Source organism: Listeria grandensis, assembly GCF_014322885.1.
GTDB lineage: Bacteria > Bacillota > Bacilli > Lactobacillales > Listeriaceae > Listeria_A > Listeria_A grandensis.
The window spans coordinates 113,436-128,581 of the sequence record NZ_JAASUG010000007.1; the positions used below are offsets into that span (position 1 = coordinate 113,436).

Annotated in this window: 14 protein-coding genes; 1 reads left to right on the forward strand and 13 read right to left on the reverse strand. The window is 41.9% G+C overall.

Annotated elements, in window-relative coordinates:
- Positions 1–33: 33 nt before the first annotated feature.
- The 3 genes from HCJ54_RS10795 to HCJ54_RS10805 form a co-directional block, all read right to left on the reverse strand.
- Positions 34–1,956, reverse strand: coding sequence for an Ig-like domain-containing protein (locus HCJ54_RS10795; RefSeq protein WP_187137638.1), 1,923 nt, complete (start codon positions 1,954–1,956; stop codon positions 34–36).
- A gap of 222 nt (positions 1,957–2,178) precedes the next feature.
- Positions 2,179–2,598, reverse strand: a complete 420-nt coding sequence (locus HCJ54_RS10800) for a permease prefix domain 1-containing protein (RefSeq protein WP_187137639.1) — start codon at positions 2,596–2,598, stop codon at positions 2,179–2,181.
- Positions 2,598–2,927 carry a PadR family transcriptional regulator gene (locus HCJ54_RS10805; protein WP_036082190.1) on the reverse strand — a complete coding sequence of 110 codons (330 nt, stop codon included), beginning with the start codon at positions 2,925–2,927 and terminating at the stop codon, positions 2,598–2,600. Before HCJ54_RS10805 ends, HCJ54_RS10800 begins: the two co-directional genes overlap by 1 nt.
- Positions 2,928–3,061: 134 nt before the next feature.
- Here HCJ54_RS10805 and HCJ54_RS10810 point away from each other — a divergent pair, with 134 nt between their 5' ends.
- Entirely contained in the window at positions 3,062–3,448 is a 387-nt protein-coding gene (locus HCJ54_RS10810) for an ACT domain-containing protein (protein WP_036067497.1), read from the forward strand.
- Between the two features lie 204 nt (positions 3,449–3,652).
- On the opposite strand, the gene HCJ54_RS10815 is transcribed toward HCJ54_RS10810, so the two are convergent.
- The 10 genes from HCJ54_RS10815 to spoVG (HCJ54_RS10860) all read right to left on the reverse strand — a co-directional run bounded on the left by HCJ54_RS10815 (position 3,653) and on the right by spoVG (HCJ54_RS10860) (position 14,878).
- Positions 3,653–5,221 (reverse strand): S1C family serine protease, encoded by a 1,569-nt coding sequence (locus HCJ54_RS10815; protein ID WP_185409395.1) that lies wholly within the window; start codon positions 5,219–5,221, stop codon positions 3,653–3,655.
- 106 nt (positions 5,222–5,327) lie between these two features.
- Positions 5,328–6,161, reverse strand: a complete 834-nt coding sequence (locus HCJ54_RS10820; protein ID WP_036067501.1) for an MBL fold metallo-hydrolase — start codon at positions 6,159–6,161, stop codon at positions 5,328–5,330.
- Between the two features lie 110 nt (positions 6,162–6,271).
- Positions 6,272–7,117 (reverse strand): two-component system regulatory protein YycI, encoded by an 846-nt coding sequence (locus tag HCJ54_RS10825; RefSeq protein WP_187137640.1) that lies wholly within the window; start codon positions 7,115–7,117, stop codon positions 6,272–6,274.
- On the reverse strand, positions 7,117–8,412 hold the full coding sequence (locus HCJ54_RS10830) for a YycH family regulatory protein (RefSeq protein ID WP_187137641.1): 1,296 nt from the start codon (positions 8,410–8,412) through the stop codon (positions 7,117–7,119). The genes HCJ54_RS10825 and HCJ54_RS10830 overlap by 1 nt, the downstream gene beginning before the upstream one ends.
- On the reverse strand, positions 8,409–10,238 hold the full coding sequence (gene walK / locus HCJ54_RS10835; RefSeq protein ID WP_036067507.1) for a cell wall metabolism sensor histidine kinase WalK: 1,830 nt from the start codon (positions 10,236–10,238) through the stop codon (positions 8,409–8,411). The genes HCJ54_RS10830 and walK overlap by 4 nt, the downstream gene beginning before the upstream one ends.
- Positions 10,239–10,244: 6 nt before the next feature.
- Positions 10,245–10,958, reverse strand: coding sequence for a response regulator YycF (gene yycF / locus HCJ54_RS10840; protein WP_185409399.1), 714 nt, complete (start codon positions 10,956–10,958; stop codon positions 10,245–10,247).
- A 308-nt stretch (positions 10,959–11,266) separates the two neighbouring features.
- Complete coding sequence (locus HCJ54_RS10845) at positions 11,267–12,223, reverse strand: ribose-phosphate diphosphokinase (protein ID WP_036067509.1); 957 nt, start codon at positions 12,221–12,223, stop codon at positions 11,267–11,269.
- A 146-nt stretch (positions 12,224–12,369) separates the two neighbouring features.
- Positions 12,370–13,743, reverse strand: coding sequence for a bifunctional UDP-N-acetylglucosamine diphosphorylase/glucosamine-1-phosphate N-acetyltransferase GlmU (gene glmU, locus HCJ54_RS10850; protein WP_187137642.1), 1,374 nt, complete (start codon positions 13,741–13,743; stop codon positions 12,370–12,372).
- 370 nt (positions 13,744–14,113) lie between these two features.
- Entirely contained in the window at positions 14,114–14,425 is a 312-nt protein-coding gene (gene spoVG, locus HCJ54_RS10855; protein WP_036067511.1) for a septation regulator SpoVG, read from the reverse strand.
- 138 nt (positions 14,426–14,563) lie between these two features.
- Positions 14,564–14,878 (reverse strand): septation regulator SpoVG, encoded by a 315-nt coding sequence (gene spoVG, locus HCJ54_RS10860; RefSeq protein WP_036067513.1) that lies wholly within the window; start codon positions 14,876–14,878, stop codon positions 14,564–14,566.
- Positions 14,879–15,146 lie beyond the last annotated feature (268 nt).

Genomic DNA, 15,146 nt, shown 5'->3' on the forward strand with positions numbered 1-15,146 from the left:
ATTTTCAGGTTGTTCTTTTTGTCTAACTCTAGACTACTTTAGTAAAACCGTACCTTTCGTTTCCGTAATTCTTGTGCCAGTCGCATTTGTTGCCTTTACTACAAAATGACTGCCCACGCTTTGAAGAGCCTCTACTCCACCTACATAAATTCTAAATGTCCCGTTTTCATTCACTTGTCCGACTCGATACAATCTTCCAACTTCATCATGTACCGCTATTCTCGATGTTTCCTCAGCCACCGTCCCTGTCATATACGTTTGACCTAGCTGATAGGGATCCACTTCCGGTGCTGGAAATTCTTTCACTTTCCCCATCGTTACTTCACTTAAGCCATTATTCGCATCACGCGCGACAATACCAAATGATGCTCCCGCTTCTGTTAATGCCTCTACATCATTGGCATAAATACTGTAATTCCCATTATCATCAATATCACCAATTCGAACGACGTGCCCATTAATCGTAAGCATCACATTCCTAGTCCCAGCGGATACCGTTCCTCTTATATAAGCCGAACCCATGTAAAAATCTGAAACTTTTGGCGCTGGTAGTTGTCCAGCTACACTAACTATCACGGCCTCACTTTCATCGCCATTTTTTGCTTGCGTAATAGACAATTTTGTTCCAATTATTTGCTTCGGAATGGCCACTTCAAAACTACCGTCATGTGCGACTTCTCCGCTTGCGATCTCCTTACCGTTTGCTTTGACACTGATTATTGCACCTGCCACCCCATTTCCAGTCAATTCCGTGCTATTATTATCCAAACTATTGATATTGGTTGGCTTATCTAAACCTTTTGCTACAGTCACTTCGACATGGTTACTCAAAACTTTATTTTCCTCTTGGTACACGTACAGTTTTGTGCCCTCCGCTTGTTTAGGAATCGTTACTTGGAATGTCCCATCACTCTCAATGAGTTGCGTTCCAACCTTCGTCAACGTGCCTACTTCTTTAACCCAGACCTGCGCCGTTGCACCAGGAGTTCCTTTACCAGTAACCTTCGTACTATTACTAGTTACATAATTCACATTCTTAACCAGATCAGGAGCTACGACAACCGCCTCACTAGTAATATTTACTCCGCCTAAACTAGATGAAGTTCTCACTATATCACCTACTTTTAGCGCCAGAACACCCGTTTCCCAATTACCGCCATCATCAGCACGTACATTTGCTACAGTTCCTGCGCCACCCCCTTCGTTTTTATGAAAAACACTCACAAAAACGGTTGCTTTCGGTGTCGCTTTCCCCGATATTTTTGTACTCCCTTTATAAAGACCTGCTGTTATTGTTGGTGCTAATATATCTTTAGCCTCGCCAACCTCTACCTCAGTCACTTCACTTTCTTCCCCATTCCTCGCTTGACTGATAAACAGTTTACTGCCTTTTGGCTGTTTTGGAATCGTAACTTCAAAAAAACCGCCTGTAGGAATTGTAGCTGATCCAAGCTCACTTCCACTGCTCGTTTTAATACTAACTTTGGCCCCCGCACTTCCCAATCCAGTCACCTTTGTACTATCATTATTTAAGTCGTTAATAAATATAGGCGCTCCCATTCCTACTGTATACGTTTTTGTCTCCATCATTTCCAGACCTAAAGTAGCTCTGATTTGTATTTTTTGCCCTTCTTGTAGTAACAATCCACGTTCAACTTTCCAGTTCCCATCATTTCCTGCATGCTTTGTCGTCATTAATTGCCCATCAATAAATAATTCAATTTTCGTTCCTGGTATAGACTGACCAGAGATAGACTCCTTCCATGCCTTTAATGGTGATGTGATATGAACATACAGCTCGTCCGTTTTCGCGCGTGTAAATAAGCTCTGATTAGATTGCATTGTGTTCTCAGTCGCTTTAGCTTGAGGTGTTTCAGGTGCTAACCACAACGTCCCTTCTAACGACGCAACCGTCATTCCAATTATGAGTGATGTTTTAAATATTCTTTTCTCCATTTTCATAATCTCCTTTTTATTCTATTTGATACTCCTATTATATACTTGTAATCCTATTTAATATGTAGATAAATTAACAATTTTAATTAGGCCACCCCTCGCCAGATAGCGCTTTCTTTTTACGGATATAAAAATTAAGAAAGCCGATGGTTACTCTCCTTTTTCCGAACGAGCTACATAACTACCCATCCTCGACAGAAAAGTACATCGACTTTCTTCAACCTATTTATCTTCCGCCTTGCGCCGATACCAAAAATAAAACATCGCAAGCGGCCACCAAAGCACTCCAAAAATAGGGAATATACACCATAAAACATCTGGCGAATACATCACATTCACAACGATAAATAAAATAATAAGTAACGCCGATCCCCATATCGAAAATCCTAAGTTTACTTTCGCTAGTTCCCGCCGTTTCTTCGTATTCGGCTTAGCCACTTCGAGTTCCGCGATAATCTCATCGATATCACCAAACTCAATAATCGCCTTGTTCACCGCGTCCTCTTCTGACTTACCTTCCTCCATCAAGTCCGCCACTTTTTCCGCTAAATTATACGTAATCTCTTCCTTGACCTGCGCTGCCTGATCGCTTTCCGGAACATTCTCAAATAGCTTCTCCACAAATTCTGTTATCCTATTCACTAATCAATCTCCTCCAAAAAAAGGTTCATAATACCCTTTATCTCTCGCCATTCCCGCGCCATCTCACTCAAATAAGCACGGCCGAGACTCGTAATCATATAATATTTTCGCTTCCCACCATGCGAGCGTTCCCCGAAATACGACTCAATCAACTGTTTCTTCTCCAACCGCTGAAAAACCGCATACAGCGTCGCCTCTTTAATTTGGAAGCGATCACCCGTCCGTTCACTAATTTGCTTCGAGATTTCATAACCATAAGAATCCCCATCCGCCAAAATTCGCAAAATAATCGAGTCCACATGCCCTCTTAAAATATCACTACGAATCAAAATCACCCCTCAAATTACTCTACCAGATAGAATTATAATCTCCCTTAACTTTACCACCCGAACCCCCATCTGTCAAAACTTTTTGCAACCCACAAAAATTCATGATACGCTTATAAAAAAGGAGATGTTTCCCAATGAAACTAAAACTAGACAAAACCAACTACACCATCGCAAAATTCCAACCAGATTTTCCAGTTCCGACCTGGTTCCAAACCGATAAGGCAACGTTCAAAAGCATCACGTACACCGATGAAGAATGCTCCATCATCATGCCAACCGAGCACCTTGACGCGACAGAAGCGCAATCCATAGAATCCGACTGGTTCCTCCTAAAAATCGAAGGAATCCTCGACTTCTCCCTAACCGGCATCCTACACAAAATAGCTACCCCACTCGCCGAAAAAGAAATCAGCATCTTCGCCGTCTCCACCTACAACACCGACTACATCCTCATGAAGCAAGCCAATCTAGAACTCGCGGTCACGACTCTAACAACCGCCGGCCACCAAATCACAACATAACAAAAAAACACGATTCCCTGGTTTTAGAGAATCGTGTTTTCCTATGAAATCTCGCATTCACCGCTAAATCAGCAAGGACCGAGAAATGCTTAGCTGCTAGGCAAAGGCGAGTACTGGAGCGGAATGTACGACCTGTACAAGAGCACCGGAACGGAGCCTTTAACGACGCAGATAAGCGTTTCTCGGTCCTTTGCGCCTCTTGCGTTACTGGTTGGTGGAGGTAGCAGCAGCAAGTGTCACCGTCGTTGTTTCCTTCTTACCGTCACGATAATACTTCACTTCCATCTTATCGCCAACCTTGACATCATTCGAATATAGAATTTGACGTAGTGTCATCGAGTTTGTTACTTTTTTACCGTTCATTTCAACGATAACATCATATTCTTTCAAACCAGCTTTGTCAGCGGAAGAACCAGAAACGACTTGTTGTACCATCGCACCATAATCCACGCCATCTGGTAATTTCAATACTTGCTGTTGTTGCACTTCTGGAATCGTATCTACGTCACGCAATGTCACTCCAAGCGATGGACGCTCCACTTCTCCATTTTTCTCTAATTGCTCAATAATTGGCTCAACCGTATTAATTGGAATTGCAAAACCGATACCTTCCACATTTTCCGTCGAAATCTTCATCGAATTAATACCGATAACTTGGCCTTCGATATTGACTAGCGCACCACCACTGTTCCCAGGGTTAATCGCAGCATCGGTTTGAATAACCTCAGCTTCCCAATCCTCCGTACCATCACCATTCGTATCAACAGGCACCGTACGATTTAAACCAGAAATAATACCTTCCGTTACCGTTCCAGCAAATTCAGTTCCAAGTGGACTACCAATCGCAATCGCCGTTTCGCCGACTTTCAGCGCATCAGAATTACCAAACTCAGCAATCTTCGTCACATATTTATCACTAATCTCAAGAACCGCCAAGTCATTCCATTTGTCAGTTCCAACAAGTTTCGCTTCCGATTTCTTGCCATTCGAAAACTTCACTTCTAATTTATTGGCACCTTCTACAACATGATTATTCGTCACGATGTAGGCTTTACCATTCGATTTCTTATATACAACACCAGATCCGGATGAAGCCTCTGCTTCCGCTGATGCATCTGTACTAATCGATGTTCCAGCCTGGTAATTCAAGACACTCACAACAGAATCCTGTACTTTTTCAAGCGCTTTTGTCGTGCTCGTCGTATTTTCAACGGTTACTTTTTTCGTTTCGCCGCTACCAGTAGATGTTGTGTTTGAAGTCGTGTTCGTATTATCATCATGAAGCGCGCCCCATGAGAAGCCCAACACGATCAAAGCACCGATTAAGACACCCAGAAGCCCTGTTAAAAAGACCGCTAGCATCGTTTTCTTCTTGCCTTCTTTTTTCGGTGGCTCACTACCATTTCCGCCTCCGCCAGTACGCGTTGGAGGGACCGGTGGAACAACATTATTCCCACCATCACTGTTTGTCGGCGCCGGCTTTACTTCCGGTTCACTAGCCGCAGCATCAAAGAAAGCATGCGTTGAACTCGCTTCAGCCTCTTCCTTCGTTGCCGTTGCAAATGGTTCACCTTCTGGCGTTACACCTTCTGCAGAATGCACAGCTTCGACTGGGATATCACGTGCAACTTGCGGCTCAGGTGACGTATGTACCGCCGCATCCCCAGTTGGTTCAGATTTTTCGTAAGATTGTGACTCTGGTAACTTCTCAGGAGAAGCCCCACTTGCTAGTTCATCATTATGTGTTTCCAAGTCTTTGTTTTTCTCATCCATGCATTATTCATCCCTTTCCAAATTGTAGACGTGTCCATATAGCTATTCTATACCCTAATTATGAAAAAACTATGAAATTTTATTAAAATTTTTGCTACAACTCACATTAAATCGTAAAAATGGAGGTCGGAACCTCTGGATCGGTATCAAAAAGGTCCACTTGTTCACCGACGATGATACCCTCACCAGCCAATGTTTGCGAAACTGCCATTCTCGCCAAATCCTTCATGTTGTTATCTTTGCTCAAATGCCCAAGATAAATCCGCTTCGTCGCGTCCCCAATCACTTCGCTCATCGCAATGGCAGCATCCTCATTCGAAACGTGACCTTCATCACCCAAAATACGACGCTTCACATTCCAAGGATAACGCCCCATCCGTAGCATTTCCACATCATGATTGCTCTCAAAAAGGTATGCATCCGCGTTCGCAATATGCCCCTTCATACGGTCACTTACATAGCCTGTATCCGTAATCATGACGAACTTTTTCTTCCCACTGTGAAAAATATAAAACATCGGTTCAGCCGCATCATGCGAAACACCAAACGATTCCACTTGCAGGCTCCCAAATGATTTTACCGTCTCCATGTCAAACTGAAACTTCTGCTCACTATTTATTTCACCAATCGTCGTTTCCATTGCAGCCCATGTTTTAGCATTCGCGTAAACTGGTACCTCGTAACGTCGCGCCAGCACACCAAGTCCTTTAATATGATCCACATGCTCATGCGTCACTAAAATCGCATCCACATCCGCCATGCTGCGTCCAACTTCGCTAAACAAATGCTCAATCTTCTTGCCACTCAAACCACAATCCACTAAAATCGTCTGATCCGCCGTCTCAATCAACGTCGCATTCCCGGAACTGCCACTTGCTAATATACTAAAGCGGAGCTGATCCGTTGCCTGACTTGCTATCTTGATTTCCTTTGCAAACATTTTTCACAAGCCCCCTTAAAATTCCATAATCTTATTGTACAACTAAAAAAGCACAAATGCACGAAAAAAGGAGATCCTCCTTATAAATCAAGGTGCTCCTCTTTCCTAGTTTAGCGGGACAATTCCTCATTGTGCAATCTCTCCGCTGATTGCCTCTGAGTATTCGTCTGTTCATCACTCGTGTTAATAACAGACCCCTCCAACCCATTCACAAGGAAGAACGTCGTCTGCTTATCGTGTTTCACTTCAAACGCCCAAACCGGCAAATACACATCCGAACTTGGCAAACTAACCAAATTATAATAACCAAGCGTCGTATTCACAATCTTACTATTCTGTTTCAAATCACCATGTTGATGAAGTACCTCTAGCGCATCCGTTCCTGAAATCACATCATCCTTTTCATCGAACAGCTGCGTATCACCAAGCATCGTTTGCTGATAGGAAATAACCTCATTATCCTTATTCAAATTAAACACAATCTGCCCATTCGCATTAAACAACACAGGCCGTCCATCAATTTTCTGATTAAACGTCATCTCACGTCTATCAGCATTATAACTCCAATACGTATACCGATCCCCTTCAAAAACATCACTCTTCAAAAATGGCAACAAGTCTGCACCATACTTCTCAGGATCAATTTTCACAGGTTTGGTTAACACCGAATAAATACGCTGATCCGCATTCATAACCGAGATCTTTTGCCCTTTCAAACCATTGATATCTTTCTGCGTAAAAGCAATCGGCTCCGTGGATAAATAGGAACCTTTCTCTGGATTAGACGGAATTTTGCCATACGTAATATTTTCTGATTTCAGCTTTTCTTCCAGCGTTTGACTAACAAGCGGGGTTGGTGCAGAAGACATTCTAGAATCTATGAACAACACCAATAAGAAAATATCTAAAATTAAAAAGGCGATAATAAAGATGGTTTCTGTTTTCTTCCAATCCATTACGATTCGCCTCCCACTACAGGAGTCCAAGTACCGTTATACTTGTAAAACCATGCCGGCTTCAATTCCACAACACGATTGTAACTATTATTATTCTGCTCGTATCCCATCACATACCCAGGAACAATCATTTGAATATCATTGGGTTCCACTGTCTTAATTAGATTTTCGTAAACGCTCACCGAACTCGGCAACGTCACTTCTTTTGACTCCGTCGTAATTTGCGCACCTAGTTTAAAAAACGGACGCTGATATTTATACACACTTTCCGTCCCTTCCGAAACCAGGATCTGCGACATCCCATCGTCATTAAACACAGGTAACCCTTGCACAAATAAGGAAAACGCCGTCGTCGAATTATCCGCTGCATAGCCCGAATAATAATAGTTTCCAGTCCAGCCCCAATGATCATTAATAAAATTAAAACTTGCCTGAATTTGCTCCGACTTCATCGCACTGCTCAGCTGCGACGTATCCCTACGTTCCTGTGCTGGATCAACATAGGTCAGCACCTTCGCATCTGGATTTATCGTCATCGAACTCGAACCATTGGTAAATGAGTTATCTTGCCCCTTCACCTTGCTACCATCACCAAACAAAGCATTTTTAAACAAGCCAATATCGATCGTCTCAATCACATACTGCTGCTGTCTCAACTTCACTGGCGCATTGCTGAGAAATAAATACTGTTTATTTTTATAAACCTCATCCACTGGTGCTAAAACAGTTTTCTGCTCCGTCAAAATTTGCTTCAACATATTCACTTGGTCCTGCTGAACCGAACCTTGATAAATTTGCTCATTGGAATCATTGCCAAAATAAACCGAGAACAAGCCATTCTCCGACTTAGTCAAATTAAACGTAATCCGATTAAACGAATTCAAATCAAAATTATCACCTTTCAACCTGAAAACCTGACTATAGATCGAAAGCGGCACAGCATTCGGAAAAACAAGCTCCACAGAGTCATCCTGATGCATCATTTCCTGATAGCTTGCATTCATTTTATCCGTTCGTACCAATTCAGAGAAATCAAACGTCGTACCAGCTTTCACAAGTGCGTTGATCATCGTTAAATTTTGCGTCACGTAATTACTCTCATTTTGATGCAAATACACCGCGGTCGGTCTAAAAACCTGTTCCGGCTGCCTTAATTTTGCAATCTGCTCTTTCTTCACCGTTTCATTATCAATTACTTCATAATCTGGCTGCACTTTCCAGAGGCTATAACTTAGGAAAACACTAATAACTACAAGAACGGTGAGGATAATACCTCTTATTTTTGTACCTTTCATTCCCAATCATCCTCCGGTAAATCATTGTATGGCAATGTAAACGAAATCGTTGTTCCTTTGCCACGATTACGCTCAGCCCAAATCTCGCCCCCATGTGCTGTAATGACATCACGCGCAATCGCAAGTCCTAGACCTGTTCCACCCATTTCCCGTGACCTCGCCTTATCCACACGGAAGAACCGATCAAACACTTTCGTCAAGTCCTCCTCAGGAATTCCCATACCTTCATCACTAATACTAATCTCAATCTCATCCTCACGCTTGCGCAAGTAGAAACTGATTCTGCCACCATCTGGTGAATATTTATTTGCATTCGAGATAATGTTATCCATTACCTGCATAATCTTATCCTCATCAATTTCAATAATAACCGGTTCACGCGTAAAATGACGCTTGTACGTAATATCATCCTGCTTCATCATTTCAAACCGATCAATAATATGATTAAAGAAGTCGTTAAAATTCACAAAACTCTTCTCCAAATTCGTACGACCGCTGTCCATCCGTGACAGTTTCAAGAGATCATTCACCAAGCGAATCATTCTCTCCGTCTCACTTTGCGTTACTTCTAAGAAACGTGGAGCAATCTCTTCATCACGCCAAGCCCCATCACTGAGCGCTTCTAGATAACTGCGCATACTGGTGAGTGGCGTCCTGAGTTCATGTGAGACATTCGATACAAAGTCGCGACGTTCCTGATCCACTTTTTCCTGATCGGTAATATCATGCAAAACAGCAATAATCCCGTTGACAAAACCAGTTTCCCGCTGGATTACCGACAAATTAGCCCGTAATACATACGGTTCCTCAAACGTACTGCGATCCATTGTTAACGGCTCTTCTAGCTCCATCAAATCATCAAATGAATACTCTTCGGAAACTCCGAGTACGTCAATGATTGGTTTCCCATTCGCACTTTCATGGGCCGCTTTCAACATTTTCTCAGCCGGCGTATTAATCAAAATCACCTTACCGCGGCGATCCGTTGCAATCACGCCATCTGTCATATAGGAAAGTACCGACGACAACTTCCGGCGTTCCCCTTCCGTCATCGCTTGCGCCTCTTGCACCCGTTTCGTGAGCGCATTAAACGACTCCGCCAATTGCCCGATTTCATCCATGCCGTACACCTTTACCTTACGCGTATAGTTTCCACGCGCCATTGCAAAAGCCTGCCGTTTCATATCTGTAATCGGCTTCGTAATCGTTCGCGACAGCAAAATTCCCAGTATCGCCGTAATAATCATCGCGAGGAGCGTCCCTGTTATGAAAATACTCGTAATACTATCAACCTGCTCATAAACCGACTCAATATCCGTAGCCAAATAGATGGCGCCAATAACCTCTCCTTTTGAAGTAATCGGAGAAACATCCACCCAAATTTGCCGTTTTGGATTTTTCCCCATGAAGATTTTATTTTCGCCATTCCCGCTATTTATTGTATTTTTAATCATCTTATTCGTCGAAACCTGCCCAACAATACCTTGATTGTCCACATCCGACGTCCCGATGATCTTCATTTTGTTGTCCACGACTAATACGTCTTCAAAATCATTGCTACCACGAACGAAATCGAGCAACATAGCTTGGATGTCGCTCTCGAGTTTCGTCTGGTCATCATTCGTATATTTCAACATCTCTTCACGAACATTATATTCTAGCAAATTCACACTGTTGGTAATCGCTGTTTTAAAGTTCTTCTCCAACTGATCCTGCAATTCCCGCACAAAATAAGCGCCAATAACCTGCATCGCTACTAAAATAAGCAGTAGATAAATCATTACAAACCTAAATTGGACCGATTGAAAAAACTTCATTCTCCGCATAATCTTCTACTCCTGCTCAGGATTTCGTAAATAATAGCCTACTCCCCGTCGTGTTACAAGCCATGCTGGATGACTCGGATTATCCTCGATTTTCTCACGTAAACGACGAACAGTCACATCCACCGTACGTACATCGCCAAAATAATCATAACCCCAAACGGTCTGTAACAAATGCTCCCGCGTCATGACTTGCCCCATGTGTTTCGCTAAATAATGCAGTAATTCAAATTCACGATGCGTCAGCTCAATCGTCTCACCGCGTTTCGATGCCACATAAGCATCCGGATGAATAATAAGCGAACCTACCTCCAGTTCGCTATTTTCTTCCGCCTCTGATGTGGCATTCGCAGTTGAACTATGACGGCGTAAATTAGCCTTAACACGAGCAATCAGCTCTCGATTGCTAAATGGCTTCGTCACATAATCATCCGCGCCTAATTCTAGTCCAAGTACCTTGTCAATTTCAGAATCCTTGGCCGTCACCATAATAATTGGCATATCATATTTCTTACGCACTTCACGGCATACCTCAATCCCATCGCGACCAGGCAACATAATATCTAATAAAATCAAATCAGGTTGGATCTCTTCCACAAGCTCAATCGCCTCATCACCATCATATGCGCAATAAACATCAAAGCCCTCTTTATTCAAATTAAATTTCACAATATCAGCTATCGGTTTTTCATCATCTACAACCAGAATTTTTTTCTCTGCCATATCGTTTCAGTCCTCCCATTTATAAAATCGCAATTAAAACGATCTTCTTTTCATCTTACAGACATATCAAAGTTTTATATTATAGATCTCAGTGTCTCACATACTCACATTGTGTGCTTACATTCTTAGATGCCCTCAGTTATGTATGCACGTACTCATTATAGCATATATCCTGTTGTTAGGAAAAGTTAGCGTTTTCTACCTAATAACTAATTAAAAAAGGAACCTACATTGTTAAATATTTATTGGAATAGCCTCACAAAAAAAGTTACTAGCGCCGAGACTAGTAACTCTTTACTTATTCCTATTTAATCAAAAAGCGGACTCACTGATTCATTCTTGTGTACGCGAACAATTGCTTCGCCAAGTAATGGTCCCACTGATAATTGTTCAATTTTATCGATCCACTTGTCTTCTGGTAGTACAAGTGAATTGGTAACGATCAATTTCTCAATCGCTGAGTTGTTGATGCGTTCTATCGCTGGCCCAGATAAGACGGGGTGCGAACAACATGCATATACTTTCGTTGCTCCGCTCTCAATCAAAGCGTTCGCAGCAAGCGTGATCGTCCCTGCGGTATCAATAATATCATCAATTAAAATAGCTACCTTACCTTCCACATTACCAACGATGTTCATTACTTCGGCCACATTGGGACGCGGGCGACGTTTATCAATAATGGCAATGGGCGCTTTTAAACGATCTGCCATTTTGCGGGCTCTCGTCACACCACCATGATCTGGCGACACAACAACCAAATCTTCGTCGATATGGTGCGAGCTGAAATAGTTGGATAACAAACGAACTGCGTTCAAGTGATCAATCGGAATATCAAAGAAACCTTGAATTTGCGGTGCATGAAGGTCTAGTGTAATCATGCGTGTAGCTCCTGCTTTTTCAATCAGATTCGCTACGAGTTTTGCCGTAATAGGCTCACGGCTGCGCGCTTTACGGTCTTGACGAGCATAACCATAATACGGCATCACAATATTAATTGTTTTTGCTGAAGCTCTCTTAAGTGCATCAATCATGATCAAAAGTTCCATCAGATTTTGGTTTACTGGAAAACCAGTGGATTGTACGACATAGACGTGACAACCACGGATACTTTCTTCAATATTAATCTGAATTTCGCCATCACTAAAATGGGTCACGCTGGACTTCCCTAAATTAATTCCTGCCACTTCCGCGATTTCCGCCGCTAGTGCTTGGTTGGAATTTAAAGAGAAAATTTTTAACTTCGGATCAAAATAATCGTTAGACATAATCAGCCTCCACATAGATTTTATATAATTTTTTAGTTCATAGATTGTTTTGGAGCTGTTTTTTAGAACGCACAACTCCATATGCAAAGGATCAAAAAATGCGTTCATATCCCTTTTTGTATAAGATTTAATGTTGTTAGAACTTCTTACTTACCAAAATTTAATTTTTTTGCATAACCTTCTTTATTTTCCTGTTTCACGCGGGAGATTGCTAGGGCATCTTCTGGCACATCTTTCGTAACCGTCGTACCCGCTGCAACGAACGCACGATTGCCAACTTTTACTGGTGCTACCAAATTAGAATTGCAACCAATAAAGACATCATCACCAATAATCGTTTTCGCTTTATTTTTACCATCATAGTTTACAGCAATGGAGCCACAACCAATGTTAACATTTTCACCAATTTCCGCGTCACCCATATAAATAAAATGCGGGATCTTCGAATTCTTGCCGATTGTCGCTTTCTTCGTTTCTACAAAATTACCGATTTTCACGCCTTCGCTAATCTCAGATTCAGGGCGCAGATGCGAATAAGGACCTACCTGTACATCATCGCCAACTTTGCTATCATAGATAGAAGAATGTCTTACTTCCACACGTTCCCCTAAAATAGCATTATCCAGTACGCTAGCTCCAGTAATCTCACAATCCGCACCAATAACTGTTTTACCGTGAATCGCCACATTCGGTCCAATGATCGTATCTTGGCCAATTTCAACGTCCACATCGATATATGTGTTAGCTGGATCAATCAAAGTTACACCATTTCGCATGTGCTTCTCATTGATTCGGTGACGCATAATTTCTTGCGCTTCCGCCAAAGCAACGCGGTCGTTAACGCCAAGTGATTCCTTCGCGTTTTCCATTCGGTAAGCTGCAACCACTTCATCTTCATCTTTTAAAATTTTGATCACGTCTGGTAAATAATATTCACCTTGCGCATTCTCATTTGAAACTTTCGCAAGCGCCTCAAACAACGCTTGGTTATCAAAGCAGTAAGTCCCTGTGTTGATTTCATTCACGCGTTGCTCTTTTTCTGAAGCATCTTTTTGTTCAACAATTTTTTCTACAATGCCAAGGTCATCACGAATAATCCGTCCATACCCAGCTGGATTGTCTAAAACAGTTGTTAAAATAGTTGCTTTCGCGCGCTTTTCATGATGGTATTTCATAAGAGCTTCCATCGTATGCCCCTGAATAAGCGGTGTATCGCCGCATACAACAAGCGTTACGCCTTCTTTGTCACCTAGTACCTCTTTCGCTTGTAAAACAGCGTGGGCGGTCCCCAGTTGCTCTTCTTGCAACGCAAACACACTTCTATTTTGCAAATGGGTCTGCACTTGTTCCGCACCGTGTCCAACAATGGTCACAATTTCTTCAGGCTCAAGTTGGCTAATTTGGTCTACCACATGCTCTACCATCGGCTTCCCGCATACCGGATGCAAAACCTTATAAAGCTTCGACTTCATTCTTGTACCTTGCCCAGCCGCTAACACAACCGCATATCTATTCATCATTGACAAGACCCTCCAATTATCCACTATTCTTCATAATGAATAATACCGTAAATAAAGCTTTTTTTCAAGATGTAAATGGACCGAGTAAAAATTTGTACTAATTGATGGTAGCAATCTATCATTCTAAAACAGAACTTTAACTATGTATGAAAAGATACACCTTGCCCATTTAAGATACATCTTCCCCCATCCTACCTACCACTCTCTAACCAAATTATTCCGTCATAATTATGTCTAAACCCAGAGAACCTTTTCACGCAAAATAAGCAGAAAATCACGCATCCCATTTTTTTCAGGTAGGACGTGAATTCTACTAAACATACACAAAAAAACAACCAGCATTGCACTGGTTGTTTGGATTATATCATTATTATTCAGCAGTGACTTCTTCTACTGCTACGTCTTCTGAAACAGCGCTAGATTCTTCTTCGCCTACGCGAACGTATTCAGCTAGCACTACCTCTTGGATTTTTCCACGAGTATCAGAATTGATTGGGTGGGCGATATCACGGAATTCACCATCAACGCCACGTTTACTTGGCATTGCTACGAATAAACCGTTGTTGCCGTCGATGACACGAATATCATGAACAACAAATTCCTCATCTAAAGTTATAGAAGCAATAGCTCTCATTCTTCCATCAGTTTCTACACGACGTAATCTCACATCAGTTACTTGCATTATTAGTCACTCCTTATCCCATTTTGTCTTCTCATAGTTCTTCGGGTTATTTCATCTTGTTATTTGGGACAAACTTGGTTTCCCTTTAGATCCGCTATTTACAACAAGTATCCACCCAGCTCCTACAAAAAGTAGTGTTTATTCTTCATTTCCTTCTTCTTCTGTTCCGGCAGCAACCTCAGCATCCTCGCTAACAACTTCGTCAGCTTCTGCATAAGCAACTAAAACAGCGTCCTGAATTTTAGCACGAGTATCAGAATTAATTGGGTGTGCGATGTCACGAAACTCTCCATCAGGAGTACGTTTACTAGGCATTGCTACAAATAATCCGTCATTACCATCAATCACGCGAATGTCATGTACTACGAATTCACCGTCAATAGTAATTGAAGAAATAGCTTTCATTCTTCCATCAGTCTCAACTCGACGTAATCTCACATCTGTAATTTCCATTTTCTTCACCACCTTAGCTCTTGTTGACATGCTACTTGCCTGCTGGGCACGCACGCAACATCATAAAGATAACACTAGAGAATTGTTCCATCGACGTTTCTCCCATACAACAAGCAATCATAAAAGTCACTCGTCGTTCCCAAAAAGGAAAGCCCAGAATTTTTCTCTAACAACATCATAATAAAAAAAGCTAAATTTGACAACTTTGTGACTTCGTACGTAAAAATAGTGATTATAAGACATTTTTTATTGACAAAAATGAATTGTT

Coding starts and splice junctions, on each gene's coding strand:
- HCJ54_RS10845 (WP_036067509.1), bottom strand. CDS start 12,223: ATGTCTAACGATTATTTTGATCCGAAGTTAAAAATTTTCTCTTTAAAT.
- HCJ54_RS10820 (WP_036067501.1), bottom strand. CDS start 6,161: ATGTTTGCAAAGGAAATCAAGATAGCAAGTCAGGCAACGGATCAGCTC.
- HCJ54_RS10815 (WP_185409395.1), bottom strand. CDS start 5,221: ATGGATGAGAAAAACAAAGACTTGGAAACACATAATGATGAACTAGCA.
- HCJ54_RS10795 (WP_187137638.1), bottom strand. CDS start 1,956: ATGGAGAAAAGAATATTTAAAACATCACTCATAATTGGAATGACGGTT.
- HCJ54_RS10825 (WP_187137640.1), bottom strand. CDS start 7,117: ATGGATTGGAAGAAAACAGAAACCATCTTTATTATCGCCTTTTTAATT.
- yycF (WP_185409399.1), bottom strand. CDS start 10,958: ATGGCAGAGAAAAAAATTCTGGTTGTAGATGATGAAAAACCGATAGCT.
- HCJ54_RS10810 (WP_036067497.1), top strand. CDS start 3,062: ATGAAACTAAAACTAGACAAAACCAACTACACCATCGCAAAATTCCAA.
- HCJ54_RS10830 (WP_187137641.1), bottom strand. CDS start 8,412: ATGAAAGGTACAAAAATAAGAGGTATTATCCTCACCGTTCTTGTAGTT.
- walK (WP_036067507.1), bottom strand. CDS start 10,238: ATGCGGAGAATGAAGTTTTTTCAATCGGTCCAATTTAGGTTTGTAATG.
- glmU (WP_187137642.1), bottom strand. CDS start 13,743: ATGATGAATAGATATGCGGTTGTGTTAGCGGCTGGGCAAGGTACAAGA.
- spoVG (WP_036067513.1), bottom strand. CDS start 14,878: ATGGAAATTACAGATGTGAGATTACGTCGAGTTGAGACTGATGGAAGA.
- spoVG (WP_036067511.1), bottom strand. CDS start 14,425: ATGCAAGTAACTGATGTGAGATTACGTCGTGTAGAAACTGATGGAAGA.